At 70.0% G+C, this 5960-nt stretch carries 7 protein-coding genes; all 7 read left to right on the top strand.

Features of this window, described 5'->3' with window-relative positions; genetic code table 11:
- The coding region (locus RIF89_RS10125) for an extracellular solute-binding protein (protein ID WP_309068990.1) at window positions 1-813 on the top strand (813 nt) is incomplete at its 5' end.
- A 5-nt stretch (window positions 814-818) separates the two neighbouring features.
- Window positions 819-1727, top strand: coding sequence for a sugar ABC transporter permease (locus tag RIF89_RS10120; RefSeq protein WP_309068989.1), 909 nt, complete (start codon window positions 819-821; stop codon window positions 1725-1727).
- Window positions 1728-1746: 19 nt separating this feature from the next.
- Window positions 1747-2607 carry a carbohydrate ABC transporter permease gene (locus RIF89_RS10115; protein WP_309068988.1) on the top strand — a complete coding sequence of 287 codons (861 nt, stop codon included), beginning with the start codon at window positions 1747-1749 and terminating at the stop codon, window positions 2605-2607.
- A 50-nt stretch (window positions 2608-2657) separates the two neighbouring features.
- Window positions 2658-3443 (top strand): ThuA domain-containing protein, encoded by a 786-nt coding sequence (locus tag RIF89_RS10110; protein ID WP_309068987.1) that lies wholly within the window; start codon window positions 2658-2660, stop codon window positions 3441-3443.
- Entirely contained in the window at window positions 3440-4573 is a 1134-nt protein-coding gene (locus RIF89_RS10105; RefSeq protein WP_309068986.1) for a Gfo/Idh/MocA family oxidoreductase, read from the top strand. The genes RIF89_RS10110 and RIF89_RS10105 overlap by 4 nt, the downstream gene beginning before the upstream one ends.
- Window positions 4574-4622: 49 nt before the next feature.
- Window positions 4623-5327 (top strand): ThuA domain-containing protein, encoded by a 705-nt coding sequence (locus RIF89_RS10100; RefSeq protein ID WP_309068985.1) that lies wholly within the window; start codon window positions 4623-4625, stop codon window positions 5325-5327.
- A gap of 5 nt (window positions 5328-5332) precedes the next feature.
- The coding region (locus tag RIF89_RS10095) for a Gfo/Idh/MocA family protein (protein WP_375294467.1) at window positions 5333-5960 on the top strand (628 nt) is incomplete at its 3' end.

The following is a 5960-nucleotide window of genomic DNA, read 5'->3' as shown; positions in this document are numbered from 1 at the left end:
GGCGAGATCTACGGACTCGCGCCGGCCGTGAACACCCTGGGCATCTTCTACAACAAGACGCTGCTCGACGAGGCGGGCATCGAGCCGCCGAAGACGTGGGAGGAGCTGAAGACCGCGTCCGCCGCCCTGACCGAGGGCGACCGCTACGGCGTCGCGTTCTCCGCGATCGCGACGTACGAGGGCGCCTGGCAGTTCCTGCCGTTCATGTGGACCAACGGCGGCGACGAGACGGACCTGCAGACGCCCGAGGTCGCGGAGGCGCTGCAGCTGTGGGTCGACCTCGTGCAGGACGGCTCGGCGTCCGAGGGCGTCGTGAACTGGTCGCAGGCGGACGTGAAGGACCAGTTCGTCGCTGGCAAGGCAGCGATGATGGTCAACGGTCCCTGGCAGATCCCCGCCCTCGCCGACACCGACTTCGAGTGGGGTTCGGTGCTCGTGCCCGTGAACGAGGCGGTCCAGAAGCCCGTGGCGCCGCTCGGCGGCGAGGTGCTGACCGTGCCCGAGACGGGCGATGAGGCGCGCCAGGCGAAGGCGGCCGAGTTCGTGGGCTGCATCACGGACGAGGAGAACTCGATGGCGATCGCCGAGGCGCGCTTCATGGTGCCGACGCGCACCGCGCTCGTCGAGTCCTACGTCGAGAAGGTGCCGTCCATGGAGGCCTTCACACAGCAGGTGGCGGACGCCCGCTCGCGCACCGGCAAGCTCGGCGAGGAGTGGCCCACCGTCGCGACCGTGATCTACAACGCGGTGCAGCTCGCGGTCACGGGTGAAGCCGAGCCTGCGGACGCCCTCGAGCAGGCCGCTCGCGGCTGACGCCGATGACGATGGTGCTCTCCTCGCGGCGACGTCGGGTGCGTCGCGAGGACGTCGTGAAGGCGCTGTTCGTGGTGCCTGCCGCGATCTACATCCTGCTGTTCTTCGGCTACCCCGTCATCAAGAACGTGCTGATGGGGTTCCAGGACTACACGACGAAGACCTTCTTCACGGGCGAGGCGCCCTGGGTGGGGCTGCAGAACTACGTGACGGCGATCACCAGCGGGCTGTTCTGGCCCGCGATGGCGAACACGCTGCTGTTCACCATCGGGTCGCTGATCGGCCAGTTCGTGATCGGGATGGGACTGGCGGTGTTCTTCCGCCGTCGGTTCCCGCTCAGCGGCTTCCTGCGGGCGATGCTGCTGCTGCCCTGGCTGCTGCCGCTCATCGTCTCGAGCGCCACGTGGCGGGCGATCCTGGATCAGGACAGCGGCATCCTGAACCAGGCCCTCGGAGCGGTCGGCATCGGTGCGGTGCCCTGGCTGACGAGCCCCGACGTCGCACTCGCCGCGGTGGTCCTGGTCAACATCTGGGTGGGCATCCCCTTCAACGTCACCCTGCTCTACGGCGGTCTGCAGGACATCCCGGAGGAGCTCTACGAGGCCGCCTCGCTGGACGGCGCGACCGGTTGGAAGGCGTTCTGGCACATCACGCTCCCGAACCTCCGCCCCGTGATGAGCGTCGTCCTCGTGCTCGGCGTCGTCTACACGCTCAAGGTCCTCGACGTGATCCTCGGCCTCACCGGCGGAGGCCCCGCGAATGCGACGCAGACCATCGCCATCCGGGCCTATCAGACGTCCTTCGTCGACTTCGAGTTCGGCGTCGGAGCGGCCTTCAGCAACATCCTGATCCTCCTCTCGCTCGTGTTCGCCCTCATCTACCTGCGGTCGAACCGCAGGGCCGTCGACGAGTGATCGGAAAGGAGAAGACACCATGACCACCGCTCTGATCACGGTCGACCAGAAGGCCGCTCGGCGTCACCACGCGCGCACCGGCAGGGGCCGCACGTCGACGGTCGTCGGCATCGCGCTGCTCGCGATCATGCTGTTCCCCGTCTACTGGATGGTGAACACGTCCCTGCAGCCCTCCGGCAACACCCTCAACGCGGGCCTCATCCCCTGGAACCCGAGCTTCGCAGGCTACGAGCAGGCGCTCGCCGACCAGGGCGGCAACCTGGTGACGAGCCTCATCGTGTCGGTCGGCTCCGTGGTCGTCTGCCTCGTGATCTCCGCGCCCGCCGCCTACGCGCTGGCGCAGTTCCGGTACCGCTGGATCGGGATCGCCCTGCTGGTGATCCTGATCGCGCAGATGATCCCCGGGATCGTGATCGCGAACGCGCTGTACGCGGCGTACAACGACCTCGGTCTGCTCAACACCGTCGTCGGGCTCATCCTCGCGGACGCCTCGCACTCGATCCCCTTCGCGATCCTCGTCCTGCGCGCGTTCATGATGAACCTGCATCCGTCGATCCTCGAAGCCGCCCGCGTCGACGGAGCCGGGCCCGTGCGCGCCTTCTGGTCGATCGCGCTGCCGATCGCGAAGAACGCCCTGATCACGGCCGGGCTGTTCGCCTTCCTGTTCGCCTGGAGCGACTTCCTGTTCGCCCTCACGCTCACCACCACCGAGGACCTCCGCCCCGTGACCCTCGGCATCTACCAGTACCTCGGCACGCAGGTCTCGAACTGGGGCGCCGTCATGGCCACCGCCGTGCTGTCGTCGCTGCCGGCGATCGTGCTGCTGCTCGTCGCGCAGCGCTACATCGCGGCCGGGGCGATGGGCGGTGCCGTCAAGTGAGTCGACCCCGCGCACGAACAACGACAAGCTCAGAACAGAAGGAGGACGCCATGTCGGCGCTCACCCCCGAATACCCCGTCCGCGTCGTCGTGTGGGGGGAGAACCGCCACGAGCAGGCGCAGCAGAAAGTGCGCGACATCTACCCCGACGGCATGCACACCGCCATCAAGGAGGGGATCGAGGAGAACCTCGGCGAGCGCGCCGTCGTTTCCACCGTGACGCTCGACGACCCGGAGCACGGCCTCACCGAGGAGCTGCTCGCGCAGACCGACGTGCTCGTGTGGTGGGGTCACGCCGCCCACGGCGAGGTCTCCGACGAGGTCGTGGAGCGCGTGCACAGGCATGTGCTCGAGGGCATGGGGCTCGTGGTGCTGCACTCCGGCCACTGGTCGAAGATCTTCGGCAAGCTCATGGGCACGACCTGCACGCTGCGGTGGCGCTCGAAGGACGACCGCGAGATCGTCTGGACCGTCGATCCGACGCATCCGATCGCGCGGGGCATCCCGCACCCCTTCATCATCCCCGCGCAGGAGATGTACGGCGAGTTCTTCGACGTGCCCGCGCCCGACGAGCTGGTCTTCCTGTCGACCTTCACGGGCGGCGAGGTGTTCCGCAGCGGCATGACCTACCGACGCGGGTTCGGGAAGGTGTTCTACTTCAGCCCCGGCGACCAGGACTACCCGGTCTACCACCAGGCCGAGGTGCGGAAGGTCATCGCGAACGGGGTGGAGTGGGCGAAGACGCTGCGACCCGAGCGGGCGACGCCGACCCTGCTGCGCTACGAGCGCGAGGACTTCTACAACGGCCGCGGGTACGAGGGGGCGATGCACAATTGAGCACCGCTGCAGCTCCGGGCGGATCGCCCGTCCGCGTCGTGCAGGTCGGCGCCGGGGGGATGGGACGCGCCTGGCTGCGGACCGTGGCCGCTGAGCCCGATGCCGAGCTCGTGGGCCTCGTCGATCTCGACGTCGACGTGGCGCGCACCGCGCTGGCCGACGCGGGCATCGAAGGCGTCCTGGTCGGCGCGAACGTGACCGAGGTCGCGGCAGCCGCCGGGGCCGACGCCGTGATCGACGTCACGGTGCCCGCGGCGCATCTGACCGTCAACACCGAGGCGCTCGCGGCAGGCCTCCCCGTGCTGTGCGAGAAGCCCGCGGCACCCACGGTCGCCGACGCGCTGCGCCAGGCGGCCGCGGCCGAGATGCACGGCCGGCTGCTGATGATCAGTCAGTCGCGCCGCTACTACGCCGCGCTCGACGCGCTGCGCGCCGAGGTCGCCGGACTGGGGGCCGTCGGCACGGTCGTCACCGAGTTCTACAAGGCCCCGCGCTTCGGCGGCTTCCGTGAGGAGATGGATCACGTCCTGCTCGTCGACATGGCCATCCACGCGTTCGACGCGGCCAGGTCCGTGATCGGAGCCGAGCCGGTCTCCGTGTACTGCGACGAGCACAACCCGTCGTGGAGCTGGTACCGCGGGGCGGCGAACGCCCACGCGGTCTTCACGTTCTCGGGCGGCGAGCGGTACGTCTACACCGGCAGCTGGTGCGCTCCCGGACTCGAGACGTCATGGAACGGGTCCTGGCGGGTCAGCGCGGAGCGCGGCTCGGCCACGTGGGACGGCGCGGGACGCGTCGCGGTCGAGACGGCCACGGGTCTGCGCGAGCGCGAGATCGCGGGCGCGCCGAAGGAGGAGATCGCGGCCTCGCTCGCGGAGTTCCTCGCCTGCCTGCGCGCGGGGGACGAGCCCACCGGGGCGGCCCGCCGCAACGTGCACAGCCTCGCCATGGTGGAGGCAGCCGTCATCTCGGCCGAGACCGGTCGCAGCGTGATGCTCGACGAGGTGTTCGAGACCGCGCTCGCGCGCGCGGTCGACACGGAGCCCGACGCGTCGGTGCGCGCGATCCTCCAGCAGTGGACCACGCTGGGTGGCGTGCCCGAGAGCACGCCGCATCCGATAGAGCGATAGCCACCTGCCGCGCGCAGCGCCGCGCGACGGTCGACAAGAAGGAGAGCCGATGCCCGACGCCAGGCAGCGTCACGCCCTCGTCGTGCGCGGGGGATGGGAGGGTCACCACCCGGTCGAGGCGACCGAGCTGTTCCTCCCGTTCCTGCGCGCGCAGGGATTCGAGGTGCGGATCGAGGAGAGCCCGGCGGTCTACGCGGATGCCGAGGCGATGGCCGCGACGGACCTCATCGTGCAGAGCACCACCATGAGCACGATCGGACCCGACGAGGTGCGCGGGCTCCGCGCCGCGATCGAGGCCGGCACCGGCATGGCGGGATGGCACGGCGGCATCGCCGACTCGTACCGCAGCAGCTCGGACTACCTCCAGCTCGTCGGCGGCCAGTTCGCCACGCACCCGGGCCGTCATCCCGACGACCGCCCCGGGGACGAGCGGGACAACTACCTGCCGCACACGGTGGATCTCACCGAGCTCGGCCGTGCGCACGAGATCACGGCGGGTCTCGACGACTTCGAGCTGGACACCGAGCAGTACTGGGTGCTGCACGACGACCTCATCGACGTGCTGGCCACGACGACGCACCCCACGCGGCCCTACCACCCGTGGCACCGGCCGATCACCTCGCCCGCCGTGTGGACGCGCCTGTGGGGTAGGGGCCGGATCTTCGTGGCGACTCCCGGACACTCGATCGACGTGCTGCAGAACCCCCATGTGCGCACCATCATCGAGCGCGGCATGCTGTGGGCCGCGCGATGAGCGGCGTGGCGACGTCGCCGCTTCGCGTCGGCATAGTCGGCTGCGGCCACATCGTCGAGCAGTATCTGCAGACCCTGCCGCGGCTGCCCGACGTGCGCTTCGTCGCGGCGGCGGATCTCGATCCGGCCCGCGCCCAGGCGGTCGCCGCGCGTGTGGATGGCGCCCGTGCGCTCCCGGTGGACGAGCTGCTCGCGGATCCCGACGTCGACGTCGTCCTCAATCTCACGATCCCCGCCGCGCACGACCGGATCGCGCTCGCAGCGCTCGCCGCCGGCAAGCACGTGCACGGCGAGAAGCCGCTGGCGGCGACGACCCGAGGTGCGCGCGCCGTGCTCGATGCCGCGGCCGAGGCCGGCCTGGTCGCCAGCTGCGCGCCGGACACGGTGCTGGGAACCGGCACGCAGACCGCACGGGTCGCGATCGACGGCGGTGTCATCGGACGTCCCGTCGCGGCGACCGCCGTCATGGTCACCCCGGGACACGAGCGCTGGCATCCGAACCCCGAGTTCTACTACCAGCACGGTGGCGGCCCGCTGTTCGACATGGGCCCCTATTACGTCTCCGCGCTCGTGACCCTCCTCGGCCCGGTGGTCTCGGTCGTCGGCGCCGCGAGCAGCCTGCGCGACCAGCGCA

Origin of the sequence: Microbacterium sp. (assembly GCF_031178525.1) — a bacterium.
GTDB lineage: Bacteria > Actinomycetota > Actinomycetes > Actinomycetales > Microbacteriaceae > Microbacterium.
This window is presented reverse-complemented; position numbering and strand designations above follow the sequence as displayed.